Annotated in this window: 13 protein-coding genes and 2 pseudogenes; 2 read left to right on the plus strand and 13 right to left on the minus strand. The window is 63.0% G+C overall.

The genetic code is table 11. The features are described 5' to 3' along the window. Positions 1-299: 299 nt before the first annotated feature. On the plus strand, positions 300-704 hold the full coding sequence (gene msrB / locus EOA24_RS09470; RefSeq protein WP_126080718.1) for a peptide-methionine (R)-S-oxide reductase MsrB: 405 nt from the start codon (positions 300-302) through the stop codon (positions 702-704). An 80-nt stretch (positions 705-784) separates the two neighbouring features. Here the strand turns inward: msrB and EOA24_RS09475 are convergent, their stop codons facing one another. The 11 genes and pseudogenes from EOA24_RS09475 to EOA24_RS09525 all read right to left on the minus strand — a co-directional run bounded on the left by EOA24_RS09475 (position 785) and on the right by EOA24_RS09525 (position 12,343). Beyond that, positions 785-1,081, minus strand: a complete 297-nt coding sequence (locus tag EOA24_RS09475; protein WP_126080717.1) for a hypothetical protein — start codon at positions 1,079-1,081, stop codon at positions 785-787. Between the two features lie 10 nt (positions 1,082-1,091). Further along, entirely contained in the window at positions 1,092-1,532 is a 441-nt protein-coding gene (locus tag EOA24_RS09480; RefSeq protein WP_126080716.1) for a hypothetical protein, read from the minus strand. A gap of 23 nt (positions 1,533-1,555) precedes the next feature. Then, positions 1,556-1,816, minus strand: a complete 261-nt coding sequence (locus tag EOA24_RS09485; RefSeq protein WP_040991643.1) for a DUF2312 domain-containing protein — start codon at positions 1,814-1,816, stop codon at positions 1,556-1,558. A gap of 151 nt (positions 1,817-1,967) precedes the next feature. Then, positions 1,968-5,426 (minus strand): pyruvate carboxylase, encoded by a 3,459-nt coding sequence (gene pyc / locus EOA24_RS09490; protein WP_126080715.1) that lies wholly within the window; start codon positions 5,424-5,426, stop codon positions 1,968-1,970. Between the two features lie 270 nt (positions 5,427-5,696). Then, positions 5,697-6,816: pseudogene (locus EOA24_RS09495) on the minus strand (branched-chain amino acid ABC transporter substrate-binding protein). Between the two features lie 137 nt (positions 6,817-6,953). Then, complete coding sequence (locus EOA24_RS09500; protein WP_126063959.1) at positions 6,954-7,301, minus strand: DUF6867 family protein; 348 nt, start codon at positions 7,299-7,301, stop codon at positions 6,954-6,956. Positions 7,302-7,315: 14 nt separating this feature from the next. Continuing rightward, positions 7,316-8,044, minus strand: a complete 729-nt coding sequence (locus EOA24_RS09505) for an ABC transporter ATP-binding protein (protein ID WP_042645693.1) — start codon at positions 8,042-8,044, stop codon at positions 7,316-7,318. Between the two features lie 68 nt (positions 8,045-8,112). Beyond that, positions 8,113-9,240 (minus strand): annotated as a pseudogene (locus EOA24_RS09510) (ABC transporter ATP-binding protein); the annotation flags it as partial. Further along, positions 9,240-10,631: a high-affinity branched-chain amino acid ABC transporter permease LivM gene (gene livM, locus EOA24_RS09515; protein ID WP_126080714.1), complete on the minus strand. Its 1,392-nt coding sequence runs from the start codon at positions 10,629-10,631 to the stop codon at positions 9,240-9,242. The pseudogene EOA24_RS09510 and the gene livM, both read right to left, overlap by 1 nt. A gap of 5 nt (positions 10,632-10,636) precedes the next feature. Beyond that, on the minus strand, positions 10,637-11,539 hold the full coding sequence (locus EOA24_RS09520; protein ID WP_042645691.1) for a branched-chain amino acid ABC transporter permease: 903 nt from the start codon (positions 11,537-11,539) through the stop codon (positions 10,637-10,639). A 417-nt stretch (positions 11,540-11,956) separates the two neighbouring features. Next, positions 11,957-12,343 (minus strand): ectoine synthase, encoded by a 387-nt coding sequence (locus tag EOA24_RS09525; protein ID WP_126080713.1) that lies wholly within the window; start codon positions 12,341-12,343, stop codon positions 11,957-11,959. 178 nt (positions 12,344-12,521) lie between these two features. Between EOA24_RS09525 and EOA24_RS09530 the strand changes: the two genes are divergently transcribed. Continuing rightward, positions 12,522-13,403 (plus strand): LysR substrate-binding domain-containing protein, encoded by an 882-nt coding sequence (locus EOA24_RS09530; protein WP_127409763.1) that lies wholly within the window; start codon positions 12,522-12,524, stop codon positions 13,401-13,403. Positions 13,404-13,434: 31 nt separating this feature from the next. Here the strand turns inward: EOA24_RS09530 and EOA24_RS09535 are convergent, their stop codons facing one another. Continuing rightward, positions 13,435-14,436, minus strand: a complete 1,002-nt coding sequence (locus EOA24_RS09535) for a 4-hydroxyproline epimerase (protein ID WP_126080711.1) — start codon at positions 14,434-14,436, stop codon at positions 13,435-13,437. A gap of 75 nt (positions 14,437-14,511) precedes the next feature. Then, the coding region (locus EOA24_RS09540; RefSeq protein WP_133374483.1) for an FAD-binding oxidoreductase at positions 14,512-14,856 on the minus strand (345 nt) is incomplete at its 5' end.

Consider the following 14,856-nt stretch of genomic DNA (forward strand, 5'->3'; position numbering starts at 1 on the left):
ATTCTGCACCGTGGCGGCGCTTCCAAGTCACGGAATGGATTCTATGGTCTGCGCCGCGTCGCTTCGCTCCTTGCTCCGCCATAGAATGACGAAGTTGGGGCGGCCTCGACCAATCCCCGGCGCTTGCGCCGATTTCACGGGCCTGAGCAGAAAGTCTTGCGCCAAGACAAACGGCAATCTTTCAAAATCCCTGTATCAGGGATTAGCCCGCTTTCGCTGGCGGCACGTGTAACAAACGCCTATGTTCCGACGAATACCCGTTGCAAGTAACAACGAGCCGCCAAGGCCGAGGAGATTTCATGGACACCCACGCCTATCCCGTCACCCGCACCGATGCCGAGTGGCGCGCCCGGCTGACGCCGGAGCAGTATGCCGTCATGCGCAATCACGGCACCGAGCGCCCGGGCAGCTGCGCGCTGCTCTATGAGAAGCGCGCCGGCACTTTCTTTTGCGTCGGCTGTGACCAGCCGCTGTTCGAATCCAAGCTGAAGTTCGAGAGCGGCACCGGCTGGCCGAGCTTCAACGATCCGGTCCCGGGCTCGATCGAGACCACCGTCGACCGCAGCTACGGCATGGTCCGCACCGAATGCCACTGCTCGCGCTGCGGCAGCCATCTCGGCCATGTCTTCGAGGACGGCCCGCCGCCGACCGGCCTGCGCTATTGCATCAACGGTGTGGCGCTGCGCTTCGAGCCATCGGCTTGATCGCTCTAAAATGACTTCGCAAAGGGCGGCTTCGGCCGCCCTTTTCGTATCGAGCAATTCCAGGAAAGATGTGATGCGGCTCAGGCGACCGCCGTCGCGATCAGCCAGAGCGCCGAGCCGAGCATCATCAGTTGCGCCTTCAGGCCGCCGCTCTTCTCCGCCGTTCGCCAGATGGCGACCGTCAGGAAGATGTTGTAGGGAACGGGGAGGAAATGCACCGCCAGCACCAGCCAGAGCGGCAGCTTCAATCCAAGCAGGATCAGCGCCAGCGCCGAAGAGGCGATGCTCAGGATCGTCGCGACGAGCAGCATGTCGCGCCAGAACAGCCGGTCGAGCGGCGCTTCACCCCTCCAGCGCGTATAGAAAAAATCCGTCATCGCCCGCGACCTATCTCCGCCCCAGGACTTCGGTCACGGCTTCTTCGAAGCGCGAGCACTCTGTCACCAGCCAGTCGGTCATGGCCGGCCAGTTGTCCTCGGCATAGCAGTTCACATGCCATAGCGAGTTGATGCCGAGACCTTGCGAGCTCTGCTCGGGCTTGAGCTTCAGCTTCGCCTCGATCGCCGGCTGGAACGGCTTCAGCCGCGACCATGAGTCCGTTGCCCCGAACTTCTCATTGCGCCCGAAGAAGACGCCGACATGGTTTTGCGCCGGCGCGACATACATCGAAAGCACCAGGGCGAAATCCGGCAGCCCGCGCTGCCAGAACCAAGGTCCGCGCCGCGCCAGCGTGGCTTTTTCTTGCGGATGCCGCTCGGCGAACAGGGCCCAGAAGCCGCGATGGCGGAACTCCGAGGCGCGGCGGCCGCCGAAGTCGAATTCAGTCATGACCGGCTGCCGGCCATGAGCGCTTACACCATGCCGAGAGCGGCCTTGTAGAGGTCGAGGATGGACTCCTCCTCCTGGCGCTCCGCCTGGTCCTTCTTGCGCAGCCGCACGATGGTGCGGATCGCCTTGGTGTCGAAGCCGGTGCCCTTGGCCTCGGCATAGACATCCTTGATGTCGTCGGAGATCGTCTTCTTCTCTTCCTCGAGTCGCTCGATGCGCTCGATGATGGTGCGCAGCTGGCCGGCGGCTACAGTCTGGCTGGTCTCGGTGATTTCGTCGGCCATTTTCTCTCCGCGTCTTCTGAAGCCAGGGCGATTCCCGCCACGGCAAATTGGAGCGGGTTCGATGCCCGAGCGGACGCTGCGGGTCAAGACACTTGTCGAGTGCCTGTGGACGGCTGCTGTCAGCCGCCCATAAGGGATCGCGCTCCGACCGTCACTTAAAGGCTATGAGCAGATCCTTCGCATCGATCTGGTCGCCGGCCTTGACCAGCACTTCGGCGATCTCGCCGTCGCGTTCGGCGTGCAGCGCGGTTTCCATCTTCATCGCCTCGATCGACAAGAGCACGTCGCCCGCCTTGACCGCCTGTCCAGGCGCCACGGCAAGCGCCGAGACCACGCCCGGCATCGGCGCGCCGACATGGCTCTCATTGCCGGGCTCGGCCTTGCGGCGCGCCTTGGCGGCGGAAGCGCCATGCGCGCGGTCAGGCACCTTTATGCGGCGCGGCTGGCCGTTGAGCTCGAAGAAGACCGTGACCATGCCCTTGTCGTCGACATCGCCGAACGCCTGGCAGCGGACCACCAGCGTCTTGCCCTTCTCGATGTCGAGGAAGATCTCGTCTTCCGACTTCATGCCGTAGAAATAGGTCGGTGTCGGCAGGACGCTCACCGGCCCGTAGGTCTCCTGCGCGGCAGCGAAATCGGTGAACACCTTCGGATACATCAGCCAGGAAGCGAACTCATACTCCGAGAGCTTGCGCTCGAGCTTCGTCTCGATGTCCTTGCGGCTGGCCTTGAGGTCGGCGGGCTTCAGCAGCGAGCCGGGCCTGACCGTGATCGGCTTGTCGCCCTTCAACGCCTTCTTCTGCAGCGCCGCTGGCCAGCCGCCGGGCGACTGGCCAAGATCGCCGCGCAGCATCGACACGACCGAATCCGGGAAGGCGATGTCCTTGGCCGGGTTCTCGACATCGGCGACGGTGAGGTCCTGGCTGACCATCATCAGCGCCATGTCGCCGACCACCTTGGATGACGGCGTCACCTTGACGATGTCGCCGAACATCAGGTTGACGTCGTGATAGGCCTGCGCCACCTCATGCCAGCGTGTCTCCAGCCCGAGCGAGCGCGCCTGTTCCTTGAGGTTGGTGAACTGGCCGCCCGGCATCTCGTGCAGATAGACTTCCGAGGCGGGCCCCTTGAGATCGCTCTCGAAAGCCGCGTACTGGTTGCGCACCGCCTCCCAGTAGAAGGAGATGTGACGGATCCATTGCGGGTCGAGACCGGGATCGCGGTCGGTGCCCTTCAGCGCCTCGACGATCGAGCCGAGGCAGGGCTGCGAGGTGTTGCCGGAAAAGGAATCCATCGCCGCGTCGATGGCGTCGGCGCCGCTCTCCACCGCCGCCAGCACCGTCGCCGCCGAGAGGCCCGACGTGTCATGCGTGTGGAAATGGATCGGCAGGTCGGTCGCCTCGCGCAGCGCCTTGAACAGAACGCGCGCCGCGGCCGGCTTGAGCAACCCGGCCATGTCCTTGACGGCGATGATGTGGGCGCCGGCCGCTTCCAGCTCCTTGGCCAGCCCGACATAATATTTGAGGTCGTATTTGGCGCGGGCCGGATCGAGGATGTCCCCGGTGTAGCATATCGCCGCTTCGACCAGCTTGCCCTCGGCGCCGACCGCGTCCATGGCGACGCGCATGTTCTCGACCCAGTTCAGGCAGTCGAAGACGCGGAACAGGTCGACGCCGCCGCTTGCCGCCTGTTTGACGAAATGCTGCACGACATTGTCGGGATAGTTGGTGTAGCCGACGCCGTTGGCGCCGCGCAAAAGCATCTGCAGCAGAAGGTTGGGCGCGGCCTCGCGCACTTTGCCCAGCCGCTCCCAAGGGTCCTCGGTGAGGAAGCGCATGGCGACGTCGAACGTCGCGCCGCCCCAGCATTCCAGCGACAACAGTTGCGGCAGGGCGCGCGCATAGGTGCCGGCGATGCCGACGATGTCATAGGTGCGCATGCGCGTGGCGAGCAGCGACTGGTGGCCGTCGCGCATCGTCGTGTCGGTGACCAGCACCTGGCGCTGCGCCCGCATCCAGGCGGCGAATTTCTCCGGGCCGAGCGCATCGAGCCTCTGCTTGCTGCCGTCCGGGATATGGCCGTTGAGATAGGGCACCACGGGTGCGGCCGCATTCGCCTTCGGCGCCGGCCGGCCGCGCGTCTCGGGGTGGCCGTTGACGCTGACATCGGCCAGATAGGTGAGCAGCTTGGTGGCGCGGTCCTGCCGCTTCACCTGCTCGAACAGTTCCGGCGTCGTGTCGATGAACTTGGTCGTGTAGGAATTGTCGGCGAAGCGCGGGTGGTTGATGATCGCTTCGAGGAAGGTGAGGTTGGTGGCCACACCCCGGATGCGGAACTCGCGCAGCGCCCGGTTCATGCGCGAGATCGCCTCGCCGGGCGTCGGCGCCCAGGCCGTCACCTTTTCGAGCAGCGGATCGTAGAACCGGGTGATGACCGCGCCCGAATAGGCCGTGCCGCCGTCGAGCCGGATGCCGAAGCCGGCCGCCTCGCGATAGGCGGTGATGCGGCCATAGTCCGGGATGAAATTGTGCTCCGGATCCTCGGTGGTGATGCGGCACTGCAGCGCGTGGCCGTTGAGCCTGATGTCCTTCTGCGCCGGCACGCCTGATTGCTTCGTGCCGATGGCGAAGCCGTCCAGGATATGGATCTGCGCCTTGACGATGTCGATGCCGGTCACCTGCTCGGTGACGGTGTGCTCGACCTGGATGCGCGGATTGACTTCGATGAAGTAGAACTTGCCGGTGTCGGCGTCCTGCAGGAACTCGACCGTGCCGGCGCCGATATAGCTCGTTTCGCGCGCGATCTTGAGCGCATAGCCGCAAAGCTCCTGGCGCAGCTCTTCGCTCAAGTAAGGCGCCGGCGCGCGCTCAACGACCTTCTGGTTGCGGCGCTGGATCGAGCAGTCGCGCTCGAACAGATGCACCGCATTGCCGTGGGTGTCGCCCAGCACCTGCACCTCGACATGGCGGGCGCGTTCGATCAGCTTTTCGAGATAGACCTCGTCCTTGCCGAAGGCGGCCTTGGCCTCGCGCTTGCCTTCCATCACCTCGCGCGCGAGGTCTGCCTCGGCACGGATGGCCCGCATGCCACGGCCGCCACCGCCCCATGAGGCCTTCAGCATCACCGGATAGCCGATCTGCGCGGCGAGCTTCTTGACCTCGTCCATGTCGTCGGGCAGCGGATCGGTTGCCGGCACGACCGGCACGCCGACCTCGATCGCGAGGTTGCGCGCCGCGACCTTGTTGCCCAGCCGGCGCATCGTTTCCGGCTTCGGGCCGATGAAGGTGATGCCGGCCTCCGCACAGGCCTCGGCGAATTCCGGGCTTTCCGACAGCAGGCCGTAACCGGGATGGATGGCGTCGGCGCCGGACAGCCTGGCGACCCGGATCACCTCCTCTATCGACAGGTAGCTCTCGATCGGGCCCATGTCCTTGGCGAGATGCGGGCCGCGCCCGACCTGGTAGCTTTCATCGGCCTTGAAGCGGTGCAGCGAATATTTGTCCTCCTCCGCCCAGATCGCCACGGTTTTGAGACCGAGCTCATTGGCCGCGCGGAACACGCGGATGGCGATTTCGGACCGGTTGGCGACGAGGATCTTCGTGATGGCCAAGGACTGGGCTCCAGCAGCGTAAAGGAGGTGAACGGCGCATGATTAACGTGAAAATGCTGCAGCGCAAACAAATTTGCGCGACACCTAAAACGGTTTAACTCGCTTGTTTGCGGCAGGCGCGCCGTTGTTGCTCCTCCACCTGTCTGCCGCGGGCGGCCTGAGCGCGTTCCGTGCCGCCGGGCGGAGCTTCCGGCCGGCTGCGACCGCGCAAACGAAAATGCCCGGCGCAAGCGCCGGGCATCCGTTGCAAGTCGGCTTCTATTTGCCGGCTTATTTCTCGAAGTAGCTGTACTTGCCGTCGTCACCCTTCTTCCATTCGTAGATGACGTAGTCGGGACGGGTGATGTCGCCCTTGGCGTCGTAGCCGATCTCGCCGATAACCGTCTTCCACGGACCGCCGGACTTGATCACTTCGGCAACCTTCTGCGCATCGTCGGCCGAACCGACCTTGGCGATGGCCTGGGTGATGATCTGCACGGCGGCATAGGAGTAGAGCGTGTAGGCTTCCGGCTCGAAGCCGGCGGCGCGGAACTTCTCCACGACTTCCTTGGCGTCCGGGTTCTTGCGCGGATCCGGAGCGAAGGTGTTGAGCGTGCCGGCAACCGCGTCACCCGCGATCGAGGCCAGTTCGTTGGAGACGATGCCATCGCCCGAGAACATCGGCGCCTTCAGGCCCTGGTCGGCCGTCTGACGGATGATCAGGCCGGCTTCGGTGTGCAGGCCACCCCCAGTAGATCAGGTTGACGTTGTTTTCCTTCATCTTGGCGATGAGGGCCGAGAAGTCCTTGTCGCCGACATTGATGCCTTCATACATCACTTCCTTGATGCCGTTGGCGTTGAGGTTCTTCTTGGTCTCGTCGGCAAGGCCCTGCCCGTAAGGCGTCTTGTCGTGGACGATGGCGATCTTGGCGTCCTTGAAGTTCTTGGCGATGTAGTCGCCGGCCACCTTGCCCTGCTGGTCGTCGCGACCGCAGGTGCGGAAGGTGTTCCACAGGCCGCGCTCGGTAAGCTTAGGATTGGTTGCCGACGGCGTCATGACGAGGATGCCGTTTTCGGCATAGACTTCCGATGCCGGAATGGTCACGCCCGAGTTGAAGTGGCCGTCGACGAACTTGACGCCGTCGGCGACGAACTTGTTGGCGACCGAGATGCCTTGCTTGGGATCGGAGACGTCGTCACCGATCTCGATCTTGAGCTGCTGGCCATTGACGCCGCCCGCCGCGTTGATGTCGGCGACAGCCTGTTCCGCGCCCTTCTGCAGCTGTGCGCCGAAGGCCGCGTTCGGGCCGGTGATCGGACCGGCGACGCCGATCAGGATATCGGCCCACGCGCTGCCGCTGAACGCGATGAACGCGGTCAGCGCAACGGCGGACAAGAGTGATTTTTTCATTGAAACGCTCCCATTTACGGAGTGGGCGTGGATGATGCTTTCATGCGATGCCCACCCTTATCGCAGAAAGCATAGAATGCCGATTTTCAGGCACTTGTCACGCCAATTCATCCCCGAAAAGGCGTTAATCATAAACGTCAAACCTTCGGCTTCCAGCTTAATAAGGAAGCTCTTTCATAGAGCCAGTTATACTGCGTCACCATCTGGTTGGTGCGCGTGTATTGATAGCCGAGGAAGCCCAGTACCATCAGCACGATGGTGTCGACGATATAGTAATGCAGCGAGAACATCGTGCCGCCGAACAGCGCGTGATGGATGAACCGGATGCCGATACCGAGACCGAGCATGTAGAAGAACAGCTGAACGTGGCTGCTCCAGGTCTGCGCCGCCGCCTTGCCGGTCATCCATGCCGCCCAGCCGCCGAGCAGGCAGGTGACGAACAGGAACTGCCAGATCGAGGCTTCTTCGTAGAGAATACCTTGCATGATGAAGACCTCTCTTAGTGATGACCGCCTTCGAGATAGGCGGCGCGCACTTCCGGATTGGCGAGCAGTTCCTTGCCGGAGCCGCTCATGGTCACATTGCCGTTGACCATGACATAGCCGCGGTCGGCGAGCTTCAGGGCGCCGAAGGCATTCTGCTCGACCAGGAACACGGTCAGCCCCTGCGTCTTGTTGAGCTCGCGGATGGCGTCGAAGATCTGCTTGACGATCAACGGCGCGAGACCCAGCGACGGCTCGTCGAGCAGCAGGAGCTTCGGCCGCGCCATCAGCGCGCGACCGATCGACAGCATCTGCTGCTCGCCGCCTGAAAGCGTGCCGCCGCGCTGGCCGATGCGCTCCTTCAGGCGCGGGAACAGCGTGAACACCTTCTCGACGTCCTCGTCGTAATGCTTGAGATTGTCGAGGCTGGCGCCCATCTGCAGATTTTCCATCACCGTCATGCGCGGGAAGATGCGTCTGCCTTCCGGGGATTGCGCGATGCGCAGCCGCGCGATTTCATGCGTCGGCATCTTGGTGATGTCGGTGCCGGCGAAGGTGATGGTGCCGGCGCGGGCGCGCGGTGCCCCGAAGATGGTCATCATCAGCGTCGACTTGCCGGCGCCGTTGGCGCCGATCAGCGCCACGATCTCACCCTGGTTGACGCTGACATCGACGCCGTTCAGCGCCCGGATGTTGCCGTAGTAGGTCTCGATCCCCTTGATGTCGAGCAGCGTTGTGCCGGCCATTATTTGCGCCCTCCAGGCTTGCCCGCTGTGGGCTTGGCCGCGGTTTCCTTGCCCTTCGAAGCGCTGCCGGCTTTCGCGGCTGAAGCCTTGGCGGCCGGCTTTTTAGGCGCTGTTTTCGCTGCGCCGGATTTCGCAGCCGGCTTGGCTGCCGATTGGGGCTTGCTGGCGATCGAAGCGGCGCGGGCGTCGACTTGCGCCGCTTTCGACGCGACCTTGGACACGGTGACCCGCTCGCCCTCGTCCGCGTGCTCGACACTGTCGGAAACCGGTCCCGCCATCATCGAAGCGGAGTTGCCTGGGCCATGCGCGGAGTCGGGACCGGTATCGAGCTGCTCGATGACGTCCTCGTCGCCGACTTCGGTCAGCACCGTCTCGACCTCTTCGTCGTCGACGCCGAGATAGGCGGCGATGACGCGCGGATCGGTACGGACCGATTGCGGATTGCCGTCGGAAATCTTGCGGCCGTATTCGAGCACCACGACGTGATCGGAAATCTGCATGACCACCGACATGTCGTGCTCGATGAGCAGGATAGACGTGCCGGTGTTGTTCTTGATGTCCATCAGCAGGTCGTTCAGCGCCGCCGATTCCTTCGGGTTGAGGCCGGCGGCCGGCTCGTCCAGGCACAAAAGCTCCGGCCCTGTGCACATGGCGCGCGCGATTTCCAGGCGCCGCTGCGCGCCGTAGGGCAGATCGCCGGCCGGATCGTCGGCGCGATCGATAAGGTCGGCCTTTTCCAGCCAGTGCCTGGCGAGGTCGATCGACTCGGCTGACGCCTGGCGGTAGCTCGGAAAGCCGAACAGGCCAAGGAAGGTATAGCCCGAAGCCTTCATCAGCTTGTTGTGCTGCGCCACCAGAAGGTTTTCCAAGAGCGTCATGCCGGAGAACAGGCGGATGTTCTGGAAAGTGCGCGCCACCTTGGCGCGCGCCGGGATCTCGTGGTTGGGCAGGCGCTCGAGCAGGTAGGTCGAGCCGTCACGCCTGTTCAGCGTCAGCATGCCTTCCGACGGCTTATAGAAGCCTGTGATGCAGTTGAACACGGTTGTCTTGCCGGCGCCGTTCGGTCCGATCAACGCGGTGATCTCGCCGCGCCTGGCCTGGAAGGACAGGTCGCCGATGGCGACCAGGCCTCCGAACTTCATCGACAAATGCTCGACCTGCAGGATGAAGTCGTTTGCAGAAGCTTGCGCGTTCATCAGCCGTGCCCCTCCTTGGTGAAGGACGCCGAGACCGCTCTTCGTTCTTTCAGGAAGGCCGTCGGTTCTCGACTGCCGACGAAGCCGCGCGGCTTCCACAGCATGACGATGACCATGGCCATGCCGAACAGCAGCATGCGGTAGAGTTCCGGTGTGAAGTCGGGTCCGAACACAGCCTTGAGGAAGTCAAGTTCGCGCAGGATCTCGGTGCCGCCGATCATGACCAGCGCCGCCACGGCAATGCCGCCCAGCGAACCCATGCCGCCGAGAACGACGATGGCAAGGATGATCGCCGATTCGAGGAAGACGAAGGATTCAGGGCTGACGAAACCCTGGCGGGCTGCGAAGAACGAGCCGGCAAAGCCGCCGAACATGGCGCCGGTGGCGAACGCCGTCAGCTTGGTGGTGGTGGTGTTGATGCCGAGAGAGCGACAGGCGATCTCGTCTTCGCGCAACGCTTCCCAGGCGCGTCCCACCGGCAGGCGACGAAGCCTTATGGTGACGAAGGCGGTGAGCAGGCAGAGCGCCAGGGCGAGATAGTAGAGGAAGATCTTGTAGTAGGCCCCTGATTGGGCAATGTGCAGAACCTTGGCGATGTAGTTCGGGTCGGAGACGTTGAAAGACATCAGGCCGAAGAACGAGACTTTCGGAATGCCCGAGATGCCTGCCGAACCATTGGTGACTTCACGCCAGTTGATGAGCACCAGGCGGATGATCTCACCGAAGGCAAGGGTCACGATCGCCAGATAGTCGCCGCGCAATCTGAGCACCGGGAAGCCGAGCATGACGCCCCAGAAGGCCGCCATGCAGCCCGCGGCCGGCAAAAGGATCCAGAACGACAGGCCGAAATGCGTGCCAAGCAACGCGTAGGCATAGGCGCCGACGGCATAGAAGGCGACGTAGCCGAGATCGAGCAGGCCGGCCAACCCGATGACGATGTTGAGGCCCCAGGCCAGCATCACATAGATCAGGATTTGGATGCCGAAATTGTCGACCCATTTGAGCGAGCCCTGGAAGCCGAACAGGAGCACCATCGCGATCGGATAGAGCAGTAGGACGACAAGGCCGATCCTGTTGAAGTTCCGCTTCAGGAAGCCAGGTTCGGCGACGACGGCGGGCGCCTGGGCCCTTTCGGCTTTCGACCGCTCCATTGCCGGAAGCGCATACGCCACATAGGCAAAGCGGCCGAGCGTGACGGCAATGACCACGATGGCGAGCAGGCCCCAGCGCTGCACCAGGATCAGTTCGTTGCTGATGTTCTGGTCTGTCCTGAGACCGATGAACAGCACGAACAGGCCGAGCGAGATGGCGCCGGCATAGAGCGCCTCGCGGAAAGCGCGCTGGATGGGAGTGGCGACGGTGTCGCGCTCCGAGGACACGGTAACGGCCATGAGGATCAGACCTTTTCGACTTCAGGCCGGCCGAGGATGCCGGAGGGCAGGAAGATGAGCACGATCGCCAGGATCGAAAATGCGGCCACGTCCTTGTAGTCGATGGAGAAATAGGCCGACCACATGCTCTCGATGAAGCCGATCAAGAGCCCGCCGAGCACCGCGCCGGGCAGCGAGCCGATGCCGCCGAGCACGGCCGCGGTGAAGGCCTTAACGCCCGGCACGAAGCCGTCGGAGAACACCACGACGCCGTAGTACATCAGGAACAGCGTGCCCGCGACGGCGGCAAGGGCGGCGCCCATGATGAAGGTGATGGAGATGGTCCGATCGACGTCGATGCCGAGCAGCGCCGCCATCTTGCGATCCTGCTCGCAGGCGCGCTGGGCGCGACCGAGCGCCGTCCTGTTGACCAGGTACCAGAAGACCGCGAGCAGCGCGATGGTGACGATTACGATGATGATCTGCTTCAGCGAGATGCTGATGCCGTCGATCGTGTAGACCTGGCTGACCAGCGGCGGGATCGGCTTGTTGCGCGGACCTTGCGTGACCTGCACGAAGTTGGAGAGCGCGATCGACATGCCGATGGCGGTGATCAGCGGCGCCAGCCGGAACGAACCGCGCAGCGGCCGGTAGGCCACCTTCTCGATCGTCCAGTTGTAGAGGCTGGTCAGAAGCATCGCCACGATCATCATGATCAGAAGCGCCACCACGACCGGCACCGAATAGAACAACGCGCCGAGGATCAGGAAGACGATGAGCGCGGTGAAGGCGCCGACCATGAAAATGTCGCCATGGGCGAAATTGATCATGCCGATGATGCCGTAGACCATCGTATAGCCGATCGCGATCAGCCCATAGATAGATCCCAGCGTCAGCCCATTGATAAGCTGCTGGACGAAGTACTGCATATTTACGCGGCTCCCCTGGAATGTCGCCCGTTTTCGGATCGCACTCCTTGTCGTATTTCCCCTAGTCGTAAAGTTTCGAGCCCGGATTGCAACGTGATTTTTCAATCGCTCTGCGTGGTTTGGAAGCACCCGGTCCGATTGCCCGTTTTTTCACACCCGACCCCTGGACTATCGCGGACCCTAGCATTGGCACAACGCAATGTCTTTGACGATTCAACCCTATGATGGGCCTCGTGTCGAAGAAACCAGCGTCAAAATAAGTTGATGAGAAGAATCCTTGCGCCAACCGAAGCGCCCGGTTTCCCGTCACCGCACCTTCCGCTAGGTCAGGATTCCGTCATCTGTGACGGGCATGTGACGGTGCGGCGCCCTTCGGCCGAAGGCGCCGCGCCACAACAGAATGCTCGAAGCGACGTCTCAGTAAGCAGAGCCTCCCTCGCCATTGAGACTGTGCTTTTCAGTGCCTTTGAGCGGCGGATTGAAGACGCTCACCAGCACCATGTCGCCGGCGCTGTCGGCGCGCAGGAAATGGTCGTCATGGGCATCAAGCACATAGACCGTGCCCGGCTCGACGCGATGGACGGTGCCGGTCATGTCCTCGACCTCGCCGGTGCCGGAGATGCAGTAGCAGGCCTCCAGGTGCCGCCGATACTGCAGTCGCGATTCGCTGCCGGCGCGCACCACCGTGTGACATATGGTGAAGCCCATGCCGTCGTGGCTTGTCAGCAGCCGATGGCTGGTGCCGTTGCCCCAATCGACAAAGAAGTCAGTTTTTTCTACATCAGCCAATTGTCTGGTGAACATCGTCGTCTTTCCATGAAACCAGGTTTGAGAAGCGGCGGCGCGCCTCGAATTCGGCGGCAGGCATCGACTTTTTGGTCTCGCCCGGTTAGATTTTGCGCCGTCAGTCCAGATCAATGACTCAGGTTGTATCGTGCTTCAAATGATGGATTTTGGCACTTTCTGTTAGAGAATTTTACAGATGGATTATCTGCCGCTGAATGCGATCCGGGCCTTCGAGGCGACCGCTCGCCATCTCAGTTTCTCCGCGGCCGGCGAGGAACTGCATGTCACTCACCCTGCCATCAGTCACCAGATCAGACGGCTGGAGGAGTGGCTTGGCGTCGCATTGTTTCATCGCGACGCCCGCAAGGTGCGCCTGACGGAGGCCGGGCTGATCCTGCAGGCGTCCGCGAGCGCGGCGCTGGCGGAGCTGGGCGCGACCTGTCGCCGCATTCGCAGAAGCGCCGCCCAGGCATCGCTGTCGGTGGGTTGCATTCCCTCGATCGCCAGCCGCTGGCTGGTGCCGCGCCTGTCGGATTTCACGGCGCGCCATCCCGAGATCGCGATCCGTGTAGCCTACGCCAAGGCCGAGGATCGGCTCGAGGACGACAACGACATCCTGATCACGCTGGGCGCCGATCCCTCGCCGCATGTCACGAGCCTCAAGCTGTTTTCCCGCATAAGCCGACCCGCCTGCAGTCCGCACTATCTTGCGCGCAAGGGGCGGCTGGAAACAGCGGCGGCCATCGCGGCGGCGGACCTGTTGCATGACGAGACGCGCCAGGGCTGGCAGGAATGGTTTTCCAAGTCCGGGGTCGAAGAGCGCGATGTCGGGAGCGGCCCGGTTTTTGCCGATTTCAACATACTGGCGACGGCGGTCATTGCCGGCCACGGCGTGGCATTGTGCCCGGTCGAGGTTTTTCGCGAGGAGCTCAGGCGCGGCGACCTCGTCGTCCTCTCCGATGTTTCGAACGACGACGACAAGGGTTATTTCCTGACCATGTCGGCGCAGCCCTCGTCTGCCGAGGCCAGGTTCGCCGAATGGTTCCGCGATCAGGTTTCGGTCAAGGCCGAGGCCTGACCGCAAGCCGGATGGATATTCCGGCTGACGGTCACGTCACGATGAAGCCGTGCGCGAACGGATCGCGGTCGTCGATGAAGATGGTGTTCAACCCCGTCATCCGTGCCCAGCCGCCGATCGAAGGGATGATCGCCGGCTTGCCGGCAACGCTGACCTCCTTTTCGACCCTGCCCCTGAACAGCGAGCCGATGATCGATTCGTGGACAAAACTGTCGCCTTCCTTGAGCTTGCCCTTGGCGTGGAGCTGCGCCATCCGCGCCGAGGTGCCGGTGCCGCAGGGCGAGCGGTCGATCGCCTTGTCGCCATAGAACACGGCGTTGCGCGCATCGGCCTCCGCGTTCCTCGGCTTGCCCGTCCATAGCATGTGCGACAGCCGGTTGATGCCGGGATTCTCCGGATGCACGAAGGAATATTTCTCGTTGAGACGCTGCCGCACCACCGGGCTCCAGGCGATGAGGTCGCCCGCCGTGTAGTCGGCCATGTCCCGGTAGTTCTTCTGCGGCTCGACGATGGCGTAGAAATTGCCACCATAGGCGACATCGACGCTGATCTCGCCGAGCACCGGGCATTCGACGGTCAGGCCTTCGGCATAGAGGAAGGAGGGCACGTTGGTGATGCGCACTTCCTCGACATATTCGCCGACCTGCTTGTATTCGGCGATGACGAGGCCGGCCGGCGTGTCGAGCCTGAGCACGCCCGGCGTCTTCGGCTTCACCAGCCCATGCTCGATTGCCATCGTGACCGTGCCGATCGTGCCGTGGCCGCACATCGGCAGGCAGCCCGACGTCTCGATGAACAGGATGGCGATATCACAATCATCGCGCGTCGGCGGATAGAGGATCGAGCCCGACATCACGTCATGGCCGCGCGGCTCGAACATCAGCCCGGTGCGGATCCAGTCATATTCGGCGAGGAAGTGCGCCCGCCGCTCCATCATTGTCGAGCCCTGGAGCAAAGGCCCGCCGCCAGCGACCAGACGCACCGGATTGCCGCAGGTGTGGCCGTCGATGCAGAAGAAGGATTTCTTAGCCATGGTTGCTCTCCTAGAGCAATTTCAGGAAAAGTGTGAAGCGGTTTTCCGTCCGGAATTGCGTCAAAACAAAGAGACTCAGAACCGTTGCACACGGAAAGGGGTGAGGTCGAGCGGCGGAGTCTGCCCGAGGATGAGATCGCGGATCAAGCGGCCGGTGGCCGCCGATTGGGTCAGGCCAAGATGGCCGTGGCCGAAAGCATAATAGACATTTGGCGCGCGCGCCGCGCCGATCACCGGCAATGAGTCCGGCAGCGACGGGCGATAACCCATCCACTCGCGGCCGCCTGACGGGTCGAGCCCAGGCAGGAAACGTTTTGCTTTCTCCAGCATGGCCTTGGAACGGGCGAAGTTGGGCGGCCGGTCGATCCCGCCGAGCTCGACGGCGCCGCCGACGCGCAGGCCCGTTTGCAGCGGCGTGAT

The organism is Mesorhizobium sp. M2A.F.Ca.ET.039.01.1.1, assembly GCF_003998035.1.
In the GTDB taxonomy this organism is placed as follows: Bacteria; Pseudomonadota; Alphaproteobacteria; order Rhizobiales; family Rhizobiaceae; genus Mesorhizobium.